Annotated in this window: 12 protein-coding genes; 6 read left to right on the top strand and 6 right to left on the bottom strand. The window is 69.6% G+C overall.

Annotated elements, in window-relative coordinates; genetic code table 11:
- The first annotated feature begins 2,697 nt into the window (after positions 1 to 2,697).
- Together P5G50_RS03340 and P5G50_RS03335 are read left to right on the top strand one after the other, a co-directional pair.
- Positions 2,698 to 3,615: a ParA family protein gene (locus tag P5G50_RS03340; protein ID WP_301211697.1), complete on the top strand. Its 918-nt coding sequence runs from the start codon at positions 2,698 to 2,700 to the stop codon at positions 3,613 to 3,615.
- Complete coding sequence (locus P5G50_RS03335) at positions 3,615 to 4,553, top strand: ParB/RepB/Spo0J family partition protein (RefSeq protein ID WP_301211696.1); 939 nt, start codon at positions 3,615 to 3,617, stop codon at positions 4,551 to 4,553. Before P5G50_RS03340 ends, P5G50_RS03335 begins: the two co-directional genes overlap by 1 nt.
- A gap of 75 nt (positions 4,554 to 4,628) precedes the next feature.
- Here the strand turns inward: P5G50_RS03335 and P5G50_RS03330 are convergent, their stop codons facing one another.
- From P5G50_RS03330 to P5G50_RS03305, 6 genes are all read right to left on the bottom strand, one after another.
- Positions 4,629 to 5,588, bottom strand: a complete 960-nt coding sequence (locus P5G50_RS03330) for a D-alanine--D-alanine ligase family protein (RefSeq protein WP_301211694.1) — start codon at positions 5,586 to 5,588, stop codon at positions 4,629 to 4,631.
- Between the two features lie 29 nt (positions 5,589 to 5,617).
- Complete coding sequence (locus P5G50_RS03325) at positions 5,618 to 6,940, bottom strand: aminotransferase-like domain-containing protein (RefSeq protein ID WP_301211693.1); 1,323 nt, start codon at positions 6,938 to 6,940, stop codon at positions 5,618 to 5,620.
- Between the two features lie 136 nt (positions 6,941 to 7,076).
- On the bottom strand, positions 7,077 to 7,403 hold the full coding sequence (gene trxA / locus P5G50_RS03320; protein WP_301211692.1) for a thioredoxin: 327 nt from the start codon (positions 7,401 to 7,403) through the stop codon (positions 7,077 to 7,079).
- 13 nt (positions 7,404 to 7,416) lie between these two features.
- Positions 7,417 to 8,403 carry a thioredoxin-disulfide reductase gene (trxB, locus tag P5G50_RS03315; protein WP_301211691.1) on the bottom strand — a complete coding sequence of 329 codons (987 nt, stop codon included), beginning with the start codon at positions 8,401 to 8,403 and terminating at the stop codon, positions 7,417 to 7,419.
- Positions 8,404 to 8,485: 82 nt separating this feature from the next.
- Positions 8,486 to 10,093: a murein biosynthesis integral membrane protein MurJ gene (gene murJ, locus P5G50_RS03310; protein ID WP_301211690.1), complete on the bottom strand. Its 1,608-nt coding sequence runs from the start codon at positions 10,091 to 10,093 to the stop codon at positions 8,486 to 8,488.
- Complete coding sequence (locus tag P5G50_RS03305) at positions 10,086 to 12,338, bottom strand: DUF6049 family protein (RefSeq protein WP_301211689.1); 2,253 nt, start codon at positions 12,336 to 12,338, stop codon at positions 10,086 to 10,088. Before P5G50_RS03305 ends, murJ begins: the two co-directional genes overlap by 8 nt.
- Before the next feature lie 95 nt (positions 12,339 to 12,433).
- Between P5G50_RS03305 and P5G50_RS03300 the strand changes: the two genes are divergently transcribed.
- The 4 genes from P5G50_RS03300 to P5G50_RS03285 are packed head-to-tail and all read left to right on the top strand — an operon-like array spanning position 12,434 to position 16,929.
- Positions 12,434 to 13,858, top strand: a complete 1,425-nt coding sequence (locus P5G50_RS03300) for a CCA tRNA nucleotidyltransferase (protein WP_301211688.1) — start codon at positions 12,434 to 12,436, stop codon at positions 13,856 to 13,858.
- Complete coding sequence (locus P5G50_RS03295) at positions 13,843 to 14,745, top strand: carbohydrate ABC transporter permease (protein WP_435870914.1); 903 nt, start codon at positions 13,843 to 13,845, stop codon at positions 14,743 to 14,745. Before P5G50_RS03300 ends, P5G50_RS03295 begins: the two co-directional genes overlap by 16 nt.
- Positions 14,732 to 15,565, top strand: coding sequence for a carbohydrate ABC transporter permease (locus P5G50_RS03290; RefSeq protein ID WP_301211686.1), 834 nt, complete (start codon positions 14,732 to 14,734; stop codon positions 15,563 to 15,565). The genes P5G50_RS03295 and P5G50_RS03290 overlap by 14 nt, the downstream gene beginning before the upstream one ends.
- A gap of 29 nt (positions 15,566 to 15,594) precedes the next feature.
- Entirely contained in the window at positions 15,595 to 16,929 is a 1,335-nt protein-coding gene (locus tag P5G50_RS03285) for an ABC transporter substrate-binding protein (protein ID WP_301211685.1), read from the top strand.
- Positions 16,930 to 17,024: the final 95 nt, after the last annotated feature.

The following is a 17,024-nucleotide window of genomic DNA, read 5'->3' as shown; positions in this document are numbered from 1 at the left end:
CGAGATCACGACACCGCGTCGCCAGGACTGCATGTCCGTGCGTTGTTTCACGTGAAACGAGACCTTCCAACCGTCTACCTCCCGCGGGAGCGCGATTTCGGCGCCGCCGAGATCACGACACCGCGTCGCCAGGACTGCATGTCCGTGCGTTGTTTCACGTGAAACCAGGCATTCCAACCGTCCGCCTCCCGCGGGCGCGTGGTCTTAGTGTCGCCGAGACAACGACGACCAGCCGCGTGCGGTTCGACGAGCTGGACAATCGAACCGTCGTCGCGGCAGTCATCCAGCATCTGCAGCGCGGAGGCGATTACCGCCAGTCCATCGGACCTCGTTGATCCCACCCAGCCATGTCTCGCCTTGGTTTAGCTAGAGCGCTGCCCAGTTCGACGCGGCGTCCGGTGACGCGGGCGCAACTTCTGCTCGCGCGTATGCGCGTGCTCGGCGCGCGCCCAGTCTGCCGTCATCCCCGGCCGTCTTGCGGCCCACTCAGCCAACTCAGATCGCGTGTGTAGGGAGCCTCGCTTACGAGGAGCGGCGTGGGTAGGGCGCAGCGCATTGTGCGATGTGCCTAAGACCTAAGACCCCGACCGCCAGGAGGGATCCCGTCGCGGGCGCACAAACCGAAGTGGTGTAGCTGAGCGAGTTCGAGGGAGGCTGATGTCGAGCCAACCATGGCGCGCCGGGTCACCCCCGACGGGCAGAGCACGCTCTCCATGCCGACGCATGTTTCACGTGAAACGCGCCAAAGCGGGACGAGCAAGTGCACCGCCGCATGGACAGTACCCGTGACCTCGGATTCGCCGACTCATGCGCACGACGCCAAAGTGATGCCCTGACTGCCGTCGCTCCTACTGCGTACTCGCCGCGCCAGTACCGCAGGACCGGCAGCGGAGCCCGCAGTCGGCCAATGGTGCCTCGCAGTAACTCCCGCCCCTCCGGTGTAAGGCTGCTGCGTACTGACTAAGGGCTGACGATGGAACCCGCGACGAATCTATTCAGCGCTGCTCCAGGCTTTGGACACTAGCTTGCGGATTCAGTAGGTGCGCCTTCACCGCGGACGATTCTCCACTCCCCCGCCAAACGCCTACGTTCTGCCGCGGACATCGCCTGGCCGCGTGCGCCTGTGGCTGTGGCGCCTTCTCGCTCAGGCACCTCGTGTGCGGCGGCCGGTATCGTTCCGCTGACGCTTTCCTCGTCGACGCCCTTCTACGTTGGCGACGCTTTACGAGGATGGCCGCCGTTCGCCGCCGCACCCTCGCTTCCTGGAAGGTCAGGGGTATGCCCGAGTGCGCCCGTCCGCGGCGGGCGCCCTCGCCCCGGACGTCCTGTCGCCGCAGGTGTCGTCGCCTTGCGTGCGCCGCCGTCCTGCTCCAGCTCCTCGTGGCGACGACATCGCATCGCTCCCTTGACGCCTCTATAGTCGGCGGCCGGATCTTGTGGACGGCGCGTTACGATCATGGCCGCCGTTCGCCGGCGCGCCCTTGCTTGCCCGATGGTCAGCGGTATGCCCCGAAGCGCCTGTCGGTGCGGGTGCCTGTCGGTGCGGGTGCCTGTCGGTGCGGGTGCCTGTCGGTGCGGGTGCCTGTCGGTGCGGGTGCCTGTCGGTGCGGGTGCCTGTCGGTGCGGGTGCCTGTCGGTGCGGGTGCCTGTCGGTGCGGGTGCCTGTCGGTGCGGGTGCCTGTCGGTGCGGGTGCCTGTCGGTGCGGGTGCCTGTCGGTGCGGGTGCCTGTCGGTGCGGGTGCCTGTCGGTGCGGGTGCCTGTCGGTGCGGGTGCCTGTCGGTGCGGGTGCCTGTCGGTGCGGGTGCCTGTCGGTGCGGGTGCCTGTCGGTGCGGGTGCCTGTCGGTGCGGGTGCCTGTGTCGGTGCGGGTGCCTGTCGGTGCGGGTGCCTGTCGGTGCGGGTGCCTGTCGGTGCGGGTGCCTGTCGGTGCGGGTGCCTGTCGGTGCGGGTGCCTGTCGGTGCGGGTGCCTGTCGGTGCGGGTGCCTGTCGGTGCGGGTGCCTGTCGGTGCGGGTGCCTGTCGGTGCGGGTGCCTGTCGGAGCGGGCAACTTGTCGGCGCGGGTGCCTGTCGGAGCGGGCAACTTGTCGGCGCGGGCGCCTGTCGGAGCGGGCAACTTGTCGGCGCGGCGTCCTGTCGGCGCGGGAGCCCTCTCGACGCGGTCGACTGCCGGCGTTGGCACCTTTCGGCGCCGACAACGATCGGCGCCGACAAACTTTCGGCGGGCGCTCTCTCGTCCCGTGCACCGGTCAATGCGGCTTCTGACGTTCGGTGGCGGTGTCTCGTTTCCGCTGGCGCCTGCTTCGTCGACGGCCCTCTTCCCGCTCCCCGCTGGTACCTGTTCTCCGCGGGGTCACGCACTCCCAAGCGCCGCGTGCACCGCCGGCCCCCGCGTACCCGGAGGGCCTCCTTTCCAAAGATCACACGTTGCGTCGGCGCGGCTGCTCGCAGAGTCGCCCTTCGCCCTCCGCGCCATCGCCGCCACTGTCGCCGGCCCGGTGCTCCTTCTCATCTCCCCTCTCCGTCTCCCCTCCCCTTCCCTCCCCATCCCCCACCCCGCCCCGGTCTTTCCACAGATCGCGCGCGCGTGACAGGGTGCGGTCAGTCGTGCGGGTTAGAGTTGAGCAGTGGCGCGCCGGAGGTGCGTCGGTCCCCGACAGAAGCCGGTGCCGTGCACCAGACGAGCGACGAGGTTTCACGTGAAACAACCGGATCAGGACGTTCCTGCTGAGGCGGATGTGACGGCTTTTGATGCGTCGACGCCGCTGGCGCGGGAGCTGGCGGACCTGACTCGGCGGCGGCAGGCGATTGCGGCGGAGACGCTGCCGTTGCCGTCTCGGACGCGGATCTTCACCATCTCGAACCAGAAGGGCGGCGTCGGGAAGACGACGACCGTCGTCAACCTTTCGGCGGCCCTGGCGAAGTCGGGCGCGCGGGTGCTGGTGATCGACTTGGATCCGCAGGGGAATGCCTCGACAGCGTTGAGCGTCGAGCACCGGGAGGGTACGCCGAGCGTCTACGACGTGGTCGTGAACGACCGGGAGCTCGAGGAGGTCATCCAGAAGAGCCCGGAGTTCGACGGGCTGTTCGTGATCCCGGCGACGATCGACCTCGCGGGAGCGGAGATCGAGCTCGTGTCGATGGTGGCTCGCGAGCAGCGGCTGAGTCGGGCGCTCAACCGGTTCTTGGACGAATACGACATCGACTACGTGCTGATCGACTGTCCCCCGTCGCTCGGCCTGCTGACGATCAACGCTTTCGTCGCGGCGACGGAGGTGCTCATCCCGATCCAGTGCGAGTATTACGCGCTGGAGGGGCTGAGCCAGCTGCTCAAGAACATCCAGCTGATCGAGCGGCACCTGAACCCGAAGCTTCGCGTCTCCACGATCCTGCTGACGATGTACGACTCCCGCACCAACCTGGCCCATCAGGTGGCGGCGGATGTTCGCGAGCATTTCCCCAAGGAGGTGCTGAACACGATCATCCCCCGCTCGGTGCGCATCTCCGAGGCGCCGAGCTACGGGCAGAGCGTCATCAGCTACGACACCAACTCGTCCGGGTCGCTCTCCTACATGGAGGCGGCCGCTGAAATCGCACGCAGAGGAGTACCCCGCTAATGGCAGCGAAGCGCACCGGCCTCGGCCGTGGGATCGGCGCCCTGATCCCCACCTCCGACCAGGCCACCCGACCGGTCGACGTGTTCTTCCCTGCGGCTCCGATCGAGCCCGCCGGTGAGGACCTCGTCGCCGTCCCCGGCGCCCGGCTGGCCAACCTCTCCCCTCTCGACATCGTCCCCAACCCGGTGCAGCCGCGCACAGAGTTCGACCCGGACGCCCTGGCCGAACTCGTCGCCAGCATCCGGGAGGTCGGCGTCCTCCAGCCGGTGGTCGTGCGTCCCCTGGCCGGCCAGAAGGACAAGTACGAGCTGATCATGGGCGAGCGGCGCCTTCGCGCGACGAAGGAGCTCGGCCTCGCCACTATCCCTGCCGTCGTCAAGGACACCGCCGACGACGCGATGCTGCGCGACGCGCTGCTGGAGAACCTCCACCGCTCGCAGCTCAACCCGCTGGAAGAGGCATCCGCCTACCAGCAGCTGCTCGCCGACTTCGGGATCACGCAGGACGAGCTCGCCACCCGCATCGGCCGCTCCCGCCCGCAGATCACCAACACCATCCGCCTCCTTAAGCTCCCCGCCGCCGTGCAGGCGCGCGTCGCCGCAGGCGTGCTGTCGGCTGGCCACGCCCGCGCGATCCTCTCCCTCGCCCCCGACGAGGAGGCGATGCTGCGGCTCGCCGACAAGATCGTGAACGAGGACCTGTCGGTGCGAGCGGCGGAGGCCGCGGCCAGCATGGCTCCCAAGCCGGCGCGGACCAAGGCCACACCGGGCAAGCACCGGGGACACCTCGACGAGATCGCCGGCCAATTGGGCGACCGCCTCAACACCCGCGTCAAGATCTCGCTCGGAGCTCGCAAGGGACAGATCGTCGTCGACTTCGCGACCATCCAGGACCTCAATCGCATCCTCGAGGAGATCGGACAGCCGGCCTACTCCTGACCCGAGAGCAGGATGAAGAAGCCCCGATCCCGCTGGCCCAGCGGGATCGGGGCTTCTCAGGAGAACCGAAGAGGCCTATGACGCGTCAGCGATGGCCGCGACAGCCAGCGCCGCGTACACGTCTCCCAGATCCCGGCCCGACGCGGCGATCGCCTGGGGCATGATCGACGTCTCGGTCAGACCGGGCAGAACATTCGCCTCCAAGAACCACGGCACACCGTCGGCGTCGACGATGAGGTCGATGCGCGAGAGATGGCGCAGCCCGAGTGCGCTGTGGGCGGCGGTCGCGGCCGCAGCGACGGCCTCGGCAATCGTGTCGTCGAGGCGGGCGGGGACGTAGAAGCGGGTCTCCCCCGCGTTGTACCGCGCGTCGAACGTGTATGCCCCGCCCAGCGGCTCGATCTCGACAGCCGGCAGGGCTTCGGGAGCGTCACCGGTGTCGAGCACGGCGACCGACACCTCCACCCCCTCCACCTTCCGCTCGATGAGGGCGACCTCGGAGTAGGTGTAGGCATCGACCATGGCCCGAGGCAGCTCCTCCGCCCGCGTGACGATGGTCACACCCTGGGCCGAGCCGCCCTGCGCGGGCTTCACGACGACCGGGACGCCCAGCGCATCCAGCACCGTGGCCAGAACGCTGTTCGCGCCCAGCTCACGGAAGGTCTCGCGCGGCAGCGTGACCGCCGCCGGGGTCGCGACCCCGGCTCGGGCGACGATCGCCTTCGCGGTCGGCTTCGACCAGGCGAGACGTGAGGCGTCGGTGCGGGAGCCGACGAAGGGCACCTGCGCAAGCTCCAGCAGCGCCCGGAGAGCCCCATCCTCCCCGCTCGCGCCGTGCAGCGCAGGCCACACGACGTCGGGCCGCTGCTCCGTCAGGAAGCCGAGCAGCGAGGCGTCCGGCTCCCGCACGGTGACGCGGTGTCCGAGCGAGTTGAGCCCGTCGGCGACACGACGGCCGCTGCGCAGCGAGATGTCGCGCTCGTGCGAGATGCCGCCGGCCAGGACGACGATGTCGAGGGCACCGTTTTGGGCCATGATCAGCTCTTTTCTAGACAAGGGGCGCGTCAGCGCAGGTCGGTCGGCGGGTTGGCGCTCGTCCGGTCCGAGCGGTTGGCGGTGAGCGGTCCCGTTCCGGCGAACGTGTCGAGCAGGTCCTGCTCGCCGTTGATCACGTTCGCGAGGCGCCGGATGCCCACGCGGATGTTCTCGGGCGTCGGATAGCAGAACGACAGGCGGATGTTCTGCGCGCCGGAGCCGTCGCCGTAGAAGGCGGTCCCCGGCGTGTACGCGACCAGTTCCGTGACGGCTCGCGGCAGCATCGCCTTGGAGTCGAGATGCGACGGGAGGGTCAGCCACACGTAGAACCCGCCGTTCGGGTTCGTCCAGTGCAGGTCGGGCAGGTACTCCTCGAGCGCGGAGATCATGGCCTCCTTGCGCTCCCGGTACACGCCGCGGAACGTGTCGATCTGGCCCTTCCAGTCGGCGTCGCGCAGGTACTGCGAGATGACGAGCTGGCTGAACGAGCTGGGGCTGAGCACGGCGGCCTCGTTGGCGAGGATGAGCTTCTCGCGGATGGCGTGCGGCGCCAGCGCCCAGCCGACGCGGAACCCGGGCGCGAGCGTCTTCGAGAACGTGCCCAGGTAGACCACGCCCTCCTTCTCGACCGAGCGCATGGCGGCCGGTGGCTTCTCGTTGAAGTAGAGGAGGCCGTAGGGGTTGTCCTCGAGTACCAGGATGTCGTTCTGCCGAGCGATCTCGAGGATCTCGAGCCTCCGCTCCCACGTCAGCGTCACGCCGGCGGGGTTGTGGAAGGTCGGGACCGTGTAGAGGAACTTCACGCGGCGGCCCGCCGACTTGAGGCGCGCGATGTGCTCGCGCAGCGCCTCCGGGATCAGGCCGTGCTCGTCCATCGGAACGTGGTCGACCTCCGCCTGGTACGACCGGAAGATGACCATGGCGGTCACGTAGGACGGCCCTTCGGCCAGGACGACGTCGCCCGGGTCGATGAAGAGCTTGCTGAACAGCTCCAGCGCGTGCTGAGAGCCCGTGGTGACCACCACGTCGTCGGCGCTGCCGCTGATGCCCTCGAGCGCCATGACATCCAGGATCTGCTCGCGCAGCGCCGGGACGCCCTGCCCAGAGCCGTACTGCAGCGCGACAGGACCCTGCTCGCGCATGACCCGATCCATGGCTCCGACGACGAGATCCTGCGGGAGCGCCGCGACGTACGGCATGCCGCCGGCCAGCGAGACCACCTCGGGGCGGCTGGCGACGGCGAACAGGGCTCGGACCTCGCTTGCGGCCAGGCCGCTGGTGCGCGTCGCGTAGTGGTCGTACCACGGGTCCAGATTGTTGCCGCGCTGCTGCGCGGTGCCCTGTTCAATCACGAGTCATCCGTTCTCTGCCGTTCAGCCATGCTATTCAGCGGGCGCGCTCCCCTGGAAATCGAGGACGGCCCGCGGGTACGAAAAAGACCCGCCCGGCGGATGAGCGCCGGACGGGTCTGTGAGAGGACGGGTCGCGCTACGCGAGGTAGGCGGCCAGGTCGGCCTCGAGGGCGGGCTTCGGCTTGGCGCCGATGACGGTCTTGACGACCTCGCCACCCTTGTAGACCTTCATCGCGGGGATGGAGGTGATCTGGTACTTCGCCGCGGTCTGCGGGTTCTCGTCGACGTTGAGCTTGACGATCTCGATCTTGTCGGCGTGCTCGGAGGCGATCTGGTCGAGGATCGGGCCGACGGCGCGACACGGACCGCACCACTCCGCCCAGAAGTCCACGAGGATGGTCTTCTCGCTGTTGAGGACGTCCTGCTCGAACGTCGCGTCCGTGACCGAACGTGCTGCTGACATTGTGTGATTCTCCTTATGCGGTGGTCGTGAGTTCCAGGTCGCCGGACGCGCCTTCCGAGGCGCGCTCCAACAGGCTCTGGGGCAGCGTGGTGAGGTAGTGCTCGGCGTCGAGTGCCGCGACCGTCCCCGACGCGGCGGCGGTGACCGCCTGCCGGTAGGTGGGGTCGATCACGTCGCCGGCGGCGAACACGCCCGCCACGTTGGTCTTGGAGCTGCGCCCGTCGACGGCGATGGTACCCGCGTCGGTCAGGTCGAGCTGTCCGTGCACCAGGTGCACCCGCGGGTCGTTGCCGATCGCGATGAACAGGCCCTGGAGGGTGAGCTCGCTCTCCTCGCCCGTCTCGAGGTTGCGGAGGCGGACGTTCTGCACCTGCTCGTTGCCGCCGATGCCCACGACCTCGGAGTTCCAGATGAACTCGATCTTGTCGTTGGCGAAGGCGCGCTCCTGCATGATCTTGGAGGCGCGGAGCGAGTCGCGGCGGTGGATGACGTAGACCTTGTCGGCGAAGCGCGTGAGGAAGGTGGCCTCCTCCATCGCCGAGTCGCCGCCTCCGACGACCGCGATGGTGCGCTCGCGGAAGAAGAAGCCGTCGCAGGTGGCGCACCAGGAGACGCCGTGGCCGGACAGCCGCTCCTCGTCCTCCAGGCCGAGCTTGCGGTAGGCCGAGCCGGTCGCGAAGATCACGGCGAGGGACTCGTGCACGGCGCCGGAGCCCAGGGTGACCCTCTTGACGTCGCCGGTGAGCTCGACGGACACGACATCGTCCAGGACGATCTCGGTGCCGAACTTCTCGGCCTGCGCCTGCATCTTGAACATGAGGTCGGGGCCCATGACGGCGTCGGGGAAGCCGGGGAAGTTCTCGACCTCGGTGGTGTTCATCAGTTCGCCGCCCGCCTCGACGGAGGAGGCGATCAGCAGCGGCTTGAGGTTGGCTCGCGCGGCGTAGATGGCCGCGGTGTAACCGGCAGGGCCGGAACCGATGATGATGATCTGCCGCACGGCGGAACTCCTTGTGGTCTGCGGTGCCCCCGCTCGGAGGCGCCAGCGTGTAGAACACATCCTAGGCGGATGCTATTCCGTGTCACTGGGAGCGCGTGGATCGCCTCGCGAGCCGGTCGAGAAGGGGCACCACACCGGTGGCGAGCTCGGGCGAGCGCAGCATCCCGAGGAAGCCCACGTAGACCACCAGCATGACCACGCCGACGACTGCCGACGAGACGACGGCGCCGATGAATCCGCTGACCGGGAATGCCCCCTGGTCCACCCCGCCGAGGATCACGAGGAAGCCGCCGCCCGCGATCATGGCCGCGGCGCCGGCGACGGCGAAGCGCCAGAGACCGCTCAGGATGCGCCGGCCATCCACTCCCCCGGTGCGGCGGCGCAGCAGGAGGAACGCGAGCACGGCCTGCACCGTGCCCGCGATCGAGACGACGAGCGCGACGGCCGCCGCGCGCACCTCCGGTGCGACCGCGAAGCAGGCCAGCACGCCGACGACGACCACCGCGACCTGCGCGAGCGTGAAGAAGAACGGCGTGCGGGTGTCGCCGAGCGAGTAGAAGGCGCGCTGCGCCATGAAGACGAGCGAGAACGGCACGAGGCCGACGAGGTAGGCGATCAGCACCAGCCCCATCGCCCGGTAGTCGGGCGTGAACACGCGCGCGACCGGGAACGCCACGATGATCAGCGCGGCGGACGAGAAGACGATGAAGAACATGATCGAGCGCGCGGCGCTCGAGAAGTCGCGGCGGAAGTCGGCGGTCGCACCTCGGTGGGCGTGTTCGGCCATCCGCGTGTAGTACGCCGTGACGATCGAGACCGCGATGATGCCGTGCGGCAGCATGAAGATGAGCCACGCGTTGCTGAGCACGAACGGGCCGGCGTACTGCTGGCCGGCGGAGTTCGCGACGTTGGTCTCCACCAGTCCGGCGATCTGGGTCGCGATCAGCATGGCGAAGGTCCAGCCGGCGGCCTTGCCCGCGGTGCCGAGGTTCACGCCGCGCCAGCCGAAGTCGAAGCGGAACCGGAGGCCGATCCGCCGCCAGAACAGGAAGAGGATCAGCGCCTGGACCGCGATGCCGAGGGTCGCTCCGCCGGCGAGCAGCGCCACCATCCCCGGGCTCCAGTGCGTGCGGCCCTCGCCGCCCGAGTAGCCGCCGAACGCCACGATGAAGGCCGCGAGCAGCACGATGGCGACGACGTTGTTCACGACCGGCGCCCACGTGAACGGCCCGAACGACTTGCGGGCGTTCAGCACCTCCCCCAGCAGCGTGTAAAGGCCGAGGAAGAAGATCTGCGGCAGCGACCAGTAGGCGAAGGCCGTGGCCAGTTCGGCCTGGGCCCCGCGGAGACCGAACAGCGCGATCAGGGCGGGCGCGAGCAGCGTGGCGAGGACGGCGACGGCCGCGAACACCACCATGCCGAGGGTGACGAGCTTGTTGATGTACGCGCGGCCGCCGTCCGCGTTCACGGAGGCGCGGACGATCTGCGGGACCAGGATCGCGTTGAGGATGCCCTGCGCGATGATCGCGTAGATGCTGTTGGGCACGATCGTCGCCGTGCTGTAGGCGTTGGCCGCGAAGCTGATCGCGCCGATCGCCTGCACCAGCAGCCAGGCCTTCGCGAAGCCGAGGATGCGCGAGACGAAGGTGCCGGAGGCGAGCATCGCGCTCGCGCGGCCGACGCTAGCCACGCTTGCCGCCGTCGTCGGGGGCCTCGGCGGTCGGAGCGGAGTCGGCCGGCTCCGCAGCCTCCTGCCCCTCCTGCCCCTTCTGGCGCCGCTGCCGGCGCCGCTGCACGATGTTGCGCACGATGCCGAAGCCGAACAGGAGCACCAGCAGGGCGCCGAGGATCAGCGCGCCGATGCCCTCCCAGTCCGCGTGCACATCCACCGTGACGGAGCTCGGGTCGCCGATGGGCACACCGGTCGGGCTGTAGAGCCGCAGCGAGAGCACCACCTGGCCGTTGCCGACCTTCGCCTTCACCGGCACGAGGAGGTTGGTGCGCGAGTCGGGCAGGATGCGCTTGGTCGTGTCGCCGTCGATCTCGAGCCGGCCGTTGGAGGGGCTGGCCATGAGGACGACGGTGGCGGCCTCCCCGTCGAGCTCGTTGCTGACGGTGAAGGGGATCGAGCCCTGCGCGCTCACGAGGTTGACGTTCTCGGTCGGCAGGATGCGGATGGAGTGCAGCGTCTTCACCGTGTTCGCACGGGTGTCCGCGACCGTTGTCGTCCAATCGGAGCGCGGGTTCTGCCACGAGACGGCGAGCAGCGTCAGCAGCTCGGCGCGGACCCGTCCGGTCATCGTCTCGGGGTTGTCCAGCACCGTCGCGAACTGGTCGAGGGACTGCTCGTCCGAGAGCAGCCCGCGGATGCTGTCGAGCCGCGCCTGCGACTCGGGGGCGTCCTGCAGGGCGAGGCCGCCGGTCTGAGCGGCCGACACCGTCTCGCGGAACGTCGAGGGCGTCGCCCACTGCGACGAGAACAGCGCGTCGAGGGTGCGCGAGAGCTGCGTGCCGCTGGACGGCCATGAGCGGTCGAGGGCGACGAGCAGCCTCCGCGCGTCGCCTCCCTCCTGGCTGATCAGGGCCAGTTGGGCGTTCAGCCGCCCCATCGCGGTGTTCCAGGCGACGTCGCTGGGAGCGGACACCGCCTGGCGGAGGGCGTCGGAGAGGCGCTGATCGGCGATCGCGAGCTGTGCACCGCTCGCGCTCAGGGCGGCGTTCGGCGTGCCGTCGAGCTCGGCGGCGTTGCTGTTGTCGCCCGACACGACCAGGGTGCGGAGGCCGGCGGAGGCGAGGGGCGGGATGTCGGCGGTGCGCAGCGTCTTGTCCCCGGGCCAGGCGATGCCCTGCAAGGAGTAGTCCCACGCGAGGAGGTTCTCGGTCGACGGCAGCGACGGCCCGCTCGTCGGCGTGGGGCTGGGCGTGGGGCCGGTGGCGGTCGGGGTGGGCGTGGAGGTCGCCGGCTCGCCGATCGAGGTCGGCGTCGGGGAGAAGTCGGCCGGGTCGAGCGCGTACGTCAGCGAGGTGGGGGTCAGCGGCGCCGTGAGGCCGGATTGCAGCTGTCCGGCGACGTCCGCATCCCCGTAACCGAGTGAGAAGGTGTCGTTCGGCAGCGCTGCGAGGCGGTCCAGCCACTCCACGGCGGAGTCGGGCGCCGCGTTCCCGAGGGCACGGATCGACGCGATGATCATCGGGTCGATGCCCACCGCGACGGTGCTGTGCCCCTCCAGGCCGTCGAGGTCGCGCGTGAGTACGCCGTTGGGCGCCGTGTAGGTGTTGAGGTCCTGGGCGGAGAGGAGGCCGTCGGCGGTCGACGGGCTGACGATCGGCATCGCGACGGTCACCTCCGACCGTGTGGCGGCGCCCCCGGGGCTCCAGACGAACGACGAGCGGGCCTCAGCGGTCGCCGAACCGGCGGTCACGGTCGCGCCGAGGCCGAAGACGGCCGTCGTCGTGCGGGTGGCGAACGGCAGGGCTGCGGCAGGCACCTGGACACGGACGACCGTGGTGGTCCCCGGCTCGAGCACGGGGACCGTGGCGGTGCCCAGCTTCGTCTCGCCGCTGACGGGGTCGGTGGAGCCGAGCCACGACGTCAGGTCGTTGCGCGAACCCTGCGGGTCCGGCTCGAACCACAGGTCGACGGAGCCCGGGCCGTGCGCGATGTCGGTGGGGTTGTTGATGGAGACGGACGCGGTGAGGTTCTGTCCGGGCGAGACCAGGCCGGCGTTGTCGGTGCCGAGAGTCGCGGAGATCGTGCTCTCCGTGGCGGCCGGCGCAGCGGACGGTCGCGCGGACGCTGACGCCGAGATGGGAGCTGCTGCTGCCGGCGCGACGCCGGAGCCTGCGACGAGCGTGAGGCCGACGACGGCCGCGAGGGCCGCGACGACGCGCCGGAGGGAGGACCCCCGCCGGAGGGTGGGGACGGGTGCGCTCATGCGTCGACGCGCGATCCCGACTCGGCCTCCATGTCGACGATTCTAGAGGCCGACCCCTGAGAGGCCGGCGAGCGCGCCCGTTAAACTGAGGCACCATGCACAGCGTCGCCGAATCCCTCGAACGCCTCGGCGACCTCGCCGCGGCGCCGACCGTCGCCCGCGTCGCCGACGCCTTCGCGGCCGCGGGGTACGAGCTGTCGCTCGTCGGCGGCCCCGTCCGCGACGCGCTCCTCGGCCGGCCCGTGCACGACCTCGACTTCACGACGGACGCCAGGCCTGACGACATCCTCCGCGTCCTCTCCCCCATCGCCGACGCCGTCTGGGACATCGGCCGCCAGTTCGGCACGATCGGCGGCCGCTTCGGCGACGATACCGTCGAGATCACGACGTACCGCAGTGACAGCTACGACGGGCAGACCCGCAAGCCGGAGGTGCAGTTCGGCGACACGCTCGAGGGCGACCTCCTGCGCCGCGACTTCACCGTCAACGCGCTGGCGCTGCGCATCCCCGAGGTGCGGCTGGTCGACCCGTCGGGCGGCGTCGAGCACCTGCTGAGCCGGACCATCACGACGCCGTCGAGCCCGGAGGTGTCGTTCGGCGACGACCCGCTCCGGATGCTGCGCGCGGCGCGCTTCGCCGCTCAGCTCGGCTTCACCGTCGACGACGAGACGCGAGCGGCGATGAGCGACATGGCCGAGCGCATCCGCATCGTCAGCGCCGAGCGGGTGCGCGACGAGCTCACGAAGCTGCTGCTCGCCGACGAGCCGCACCCGGGGATCGAGCTGCTCGTGGAGTCCGGGCTCGCCGACGAGGTGCTGCCCGAGATCCCCGCGCTCCGGCTCGAGGTGGACGAGCACCACCACCACAAGGACGTCTATCAACACAGTCTCACCGTGCTCGACCAGGCGATCGGCTACGAGAAGGAGCGGCACCCCGGTGAGGCGCCCGACCTCGTCCTGCGGCTGGCGGCCATCCTGCACGACATCGGCAAGCCGGCGACCCGCCGGTTCGAGCCGGGCGGAGCGGTCAGCTTCTATCACCACGACCTCGTCGGGGCGAAGCTCGCCAAGAAGCGGCTCACCGCGCTGCGCTTCGACAAGGCGACGATCGACGCGGTCGCCCGGCTGATCGAGCTGCACCTGCGGTTCTTCGGCTACGCCGACGCGCAGTGGACCGACTCGGCCGTGCGTCGCTACGTGCGCGACGCGGGCGATCAGCTCGAGCGCCTCCACATGCTCACCAGGGCGGACGTGACGACGCGCAACCGCCGCAAGGCCGATCGGCTGGGCTTCGCCTACGACGACCTGGAGGCGCGGATCGCCGCGCTGCAGGAGCAGGAGGAGCTGGACGCGGTCCGCCCCGACCTCGACGGCACCCAGGTCATGGCGATCCTCGGCCTGAAGCCCGGGCGCGAGGTGGGGCAGGCCATGAAGTTCCTGCTCGAGCTCCGGCTCGACGAAGGCCCGCTCGGCGAGGAGGAGGCCACCCGCCGCCTGCTCGCGTGGTGGGAGAACCGCTGAGCCGGCCCTCCCGATCCCCCGCGCTGCGCCGCCGGGATGCGGTCACCGGCTATGCGCTGCTGGCGCCCAGCCTGTTCGGGATCGCCTGCTTCCTCGTCTTCCCGGTGCTGGTGGTGGTCTGGCTGAGCTTCCAGAGCTGGGACCTCATCCGCCCGGCGCGGTTCGTCGGTCTCGCCAACTACGCATCGGTGCTGACGGACCCGGTCTTCGGCAACTCCCTGCTGGTCACGCTGCTGTTCGTGGTGGTCGTGATCCCGGTGCAGACGGCGCTGGGGCTCTTCGCGGCCTCCCTGCTCACCAGGGGTCTGCCGGGGTCGACGCTGCTGCGCACCATCTACGTGCTGCCGTGGATCTGCGCGCCGCTCGCCCTCGGCATCGTGTGGAAGTGGATCTTCGCCCCGACCGGCGGCGCCCTCACCGCGATCCTCGGCGTGCGCATCGAGTGGCTGACGGACCCGGTGCTCGCGCTGCCCGCCGCAGCGGCCGTGGTCATCTGGACGAACGTCGGCTACGTCACGCTGTTCTTCATGGCCGGGCTGCTCGCCATCCCGCAGCACGTGGTGGAGGCGGCGCGCATCGACGGGGCCGGTCCGGTCGCCCTGTTCTGGCGGATCAAGCTCCCGCTGCTGCGGCCGACGATGTTCTTCGTGCTGGTGACGAGCGTGATCGCGGTGTTCCAGCTGTTCGATCAGATCTACGCGCTGACGGGAGGCGGACCGGAGCGTCGGACCGACGTCGTCGCGAACCGGATCTACACGGAAGCGTTCCAGACGTTCGACTTCGGCCGCGCTGCGGTCATGGCGATCGTGCTGCTCGTCATCCTGGTGGCGATCACGGTCGGCCAGCAGCTCTACTTCCGGCGGAGGACGACGTATGAGGTCGACTAGCCGCGTCCTCCGCACCGCGGCGATCTACGTTGTGCTCCTCGCGGGAGCCGTCATCACACTGGCGCCGTTCCTCCTGAGCGCGATGACGGCCTTCAAGACGCCGCAGCAGTTCGCGCAGCAGCCCGCGCTGGCGGCACCCGACCCGTGGACCGTCGAGAACATCGTCACGCTGTTCGCGGGGCCGGCCGGCTTCGGGCGGGCGCTCGGCGTGACCGTGCTGATGGCGGCCTTCATCCTGGTGTTCCAGATCGTCTTCTCGATCATGGCCGCGTACGCCTTCGCCCGGGTCGACTTCCCGGGCCGGGAGGCGCTGTTCTGGGTGTACCTGGCGACGCTGATGGTTCCTGCGGTCGTGCTGGTCGTGCCCCTGTACCTGATGATGGTGCAGCTCGGGCTGCGCGACACCTTCTGGGGCCTCGTCCTCCCCTTCTCGTTTGGCAGCCCGTACGCGATCTTCCTGCTGCGCGAGTACTTCCGCGGCATCCCGCAGGACCTGGTGGACGCCGCCCGGCTCGACGGCGCCTCCACCCTCGACATCCTCGTGGAGGTGGTGGTGCCGCTCTCGCGGCCGATCATCGCCACCCTGGTGCTCATCACGGCCGTGAGCCAGTGGAACAGCTTCCTGTGGCCCCTCGTCATCACGAGCGGTGACACGTGGCGGGTGACCACGGTCGCGACTGCTAGCCTCCAATCCCAGTACAACGGCAACTGGACAGTTGTCATGACAGCGACGACGCTGGCGATCGTGCCGCTCGTCGTCCTCTTCCTGGTCTTCCCGAAACACCTCGTGCGGTCGATCACGATCTCCGGCTTCCGCTGACACGGACCGGAACACGCGAGGAGGAACACATGGCCAAGCGTTCGACGGTGCTCGCCGTCTCGGTGGTGGGTCTGGTGGCGGTGGTCGCCGCCGTCGGCATCGGCGTCGGGGTCGCCGGGGCGTCGCACCCGGCGAAGCAGACCGTGACCGTGCGGCTCTGGGACGAGCAGGTGCAGAAGGCGTACGACACCTCCTTCGCCGCCTTCGAGAAGCAGAACCCCGAGATCGACGTGAAGACGTCGCTGGTGCCGTGGGCCGACTACTTCACGAAGCTGCGCACCGACATCGCGGCAGGAACGGCCGACGACGTCTTCTGGGTCAACGCCGGCAACTTCGAGGACTACGCCGCCGCCGGCGACCTGGTCGACGTGACCAAGACCCTCGGCAGCTCGGCCGCCTCCCAGTGGCAGCCGTCGGTCGTGAAGCAGTACACGCGCGACGGCTCGCTGTGGGGCGTGCCGCAGCTGGCCGACCCGGGCATCGGGGTGTTCTACAACGCCGACCTGCTGCAGAAGGCGGGTCTGACGCCCGAGTCGCTTCGCGACCTGCAGTGGTCGCCCCACCCGGCGAAGGACACCCTGCTGCCGGTGCTGCAGAAGCTGACGCTCGACTCCTCCGGTCGCAACGCCGCCGATCCCGGCTTCGACCCGTCGCACGTCGTCCAGTACGGCTACAACGCCGCGAACGACCTCAACGCGATCTACATCAACTACCTCGGCTCGAACGGCGCGGCCCTGCAGAAGGGCGACCGGTTCGTCTTCGATTCGCCGGAGGGGGTGGAGGCGTTCCAGTACGTCGTCGACCTGATCGCGAAGTACCACGTGGCGCCGTCGGCGGCGGACACCAACACCAACGGGGACTTCAGCCGCGACCAGTTCACCCAGGGGAGGCTGGCGCTGTTCCAGACCGGGTCGTACAACCTCGCCAACGTGGAGCAGGGAGCCGGCTTCGACTGGGGCGTCGCTCCTCTGCCCGCCGGCCCGGCCGGCGCGATCAGCGTGACCAACGGCGTCATCGCGGCGGGGAACGCGCACTCGCAGCACGGCGACGCGGTGAAGAAGGTGCTGCAGTGGCTCGGTAGCGCCTCCGGCTCCGCGGCGATCGGCGAGGGCGGCTCGGCCTCCCCCGCGGTGGTGCCCGCACAGCAACAGTTCCTCGACTACTGGAAGGGCAAGGGCGTCGATGTCTCGCCGCTCTACGACGTCCTCGACAACGGCACCGTGCAGGGGCCGCAGGGCGCGAACTGGGCGAAGGCGCAGGATGCGTTCGGGCCGGTCTTCGAGTCGATGTTCCTCGGGCGGGTGCCGGTGGCGGAGGCGCTGAAGGAGGCGCAGGCGAAGGCGAACGCCGCGATCACGGGGTGAGGGCGGTTCTCCACAGCCCGACGGGCTCGGGGAGTTGTCCACGGATCCACGGGGGGTCGGCCGCGGGGCGTGTCCGGCCGGGAGGCTGGGGGCAT

This window comes from Leifsonia williamsii, from assembly GCF_030433685.1.
Taxonomy (GTDB): domain Bacteria; phylum Actinomycetota; class Actinomycetes; order Actinomycetales; family Microbacteriaceae; genus Leifsonia; species Leifsonia williamsii.
Note: the sequence above shows the minus strand (reverse complement) of the source record. Positions and strands in the feature narration are given on the sequence as shown.

Bases quoted from the DNA above. Each gene is read 5' to 3' on its own strand.
- P5G50_RS03335 (WP_301211696.1), top strand. From the start codon at position 3,615: ATGGCAGCGAAGCGCACCGGCCTCGGCCGTGGGATCGGCGCCCTGATC.
- P5G50_RS03330 (WP_301211694.1), bottom strand. From the start codon at position 5,588: ATGGCCCAAAACGGTGCCCTCGACATCGTCGTCCTGGCCGGCGGCATC.
- P5G50_RS03305 (WP_301211689.1), bottom strand. From the start codon at position 12,338: ATGAGCGCACCCGTCCCCACCCTCCGGCGGGGGTCCTCCCTCCGGCGC.
- P5G50_RS03300 (WP_301211688.1), top strand. From the start codon at position 12,434: ATGCACAGCGTCGCCGAATCCCTCGAACGCCTCGGCGACCTCGCCGCG.
- P5G50_RS03290 (WP_301211686.1), top strand. From the start codon at position 14,732: ATGAGGTCGACTAGCCGCGTCCTCCGCACCGCGGCGATCTACGTTGTG.
- trxA (WP_301211692.1), bottom strand. From the start codon at position 7,403: ATGTCAGCAGCACGTTCGGTCACGGACGCGACGTTCGAGCAGGACGTC.
- P5G50_RS03285 (WP_301211685.1), top strand. From the start codon at position 15,595: ATGGCCAAGCGTTCGACGGTGCTCGCCGTCTCGGTGGTGGGTCTGGTG.